This is a genomic window from Actinoplanes sp. NPDC048791, assembly GCF_040650095.1.
Lineage (GTDB): Bacteria > Actinomycetota > Actinomycetes > Mycobacteriales > Micromonosporaceae > Actinoplanes.
Genome location: NZ_JBEZGQ010001767.1, coordinates 1 through 1,011, shown reverse-complemented (window position 1 = coordinate 1,011; position 1,011 = coordinate 1). Strand labels below are relative to the sequence as shown.

Here is a 1,011-nt window from a genome sequence, read left to right as displayed (position 1 = left end):
GCTGCTCGATCACGCACAGACGCGCTGCGGATACTTCGGCCATGGTGGCGAGAGTGCTGGTCGTGGAGGACGAGGACGCGATCCGGGCACCGCTCGCGGCGGCGTTGCGCGGTGCGGGGCACGAGGTGCGGGAGGTGGCCGACGGCGCCGGTTTCGAGGAGGTCGTCGACGCGTACCGGCCGGATCTGGCCCTGCTCGACGTGCAGCTGCCCGGCGGCCGCGACGGCTTCGCGCTGGCCGCGGCGCTGCGCGGGCGCAGCGACTGCGCGGTGCTGATGGTCACCGCCCGCGACGCGGTCGACGACCGGCTCCGGGGGTTCGCCGCGGGCGCCGACGACTACGTGGTCAAGCCGTTCGCCACCGTCGAGGTGCTGGCCCGGGTCGGGGCGATCCTGCGCCGGCTCGGCCGGGTGCCCTCCACCGTGCAGGTCGGTGACCTGGTGGTGGACGAGGACGCCCGGCTGGCGGTGCGCTCGGGGCAGGCGCTGGAGCTCACCGCGACCGAGTTCAAGCTGCTGGCCTACCTCACCGGGCACCGCGGCCGGATCCTGTCCAAGACCCAGCTGCTGACCCAGGTCTGGGGCTACGACGAGTACGACCCGAACCTGGTCGAGGTGCACGTCAGCGCGCTGCGCCGCAAGCTCGAGCAGCACGGCCCCCGGCTCATCCACACCGCCCGCAGCCTGGGCTACGTGGTCCGTCCGTGAGGCTGCTGCGGCCGCTGTCGCTGCGCGGCCGGGTCACCTGGGCGGTGCTCGGCCTGCTCGCCGTGATCCTGGTGGTGCTCTTCACCGTTGTCGACATCGTGCTCTCCGCCCGGCTGCATGCTGACGCCCGTACCCGGCTGACCGACCGGGTGGCGCTCGCCGGGCAGCTCGACCCCCAGCTCAGCGCCCAGCAGCTCGTGGACCGGCTGCGCGGGGACGGGGTGACCGCCCGGCTGTGCGTCCGCGACGGCGGCGGCTGTGTCGCGGCGGCGTCCGACCCGGCGCCACCGGGCCGGCGCTTCCC

General features: G+C 74.7%; 2 protein-coding genes. Both read left to right on the top strand.

All coding sequences use genetic code 11. The features are described from left to right. Nucleotides 1-41 precede the first annotated feature (41 nt). On the top strand, nt 42-707 hold the full coding sequence (locus AB0C29_RS50315; protein ID WP_360835738.1) for a response regulator transcription factor: 666 nt from the start codon (nt 42-44) through the stop codon (nt 705-707). After that, nucleotides 704-1,011 (top strand): hypothetical protein (locus AB0C29_RS50310; protein WP_360835736.1); only part of this gene is annotated, 308 nt, incomplete at its 3' end. The genes AB0C29_RS50315 and AB0C29_RS50310, both read left to right, overlap by 4 nt.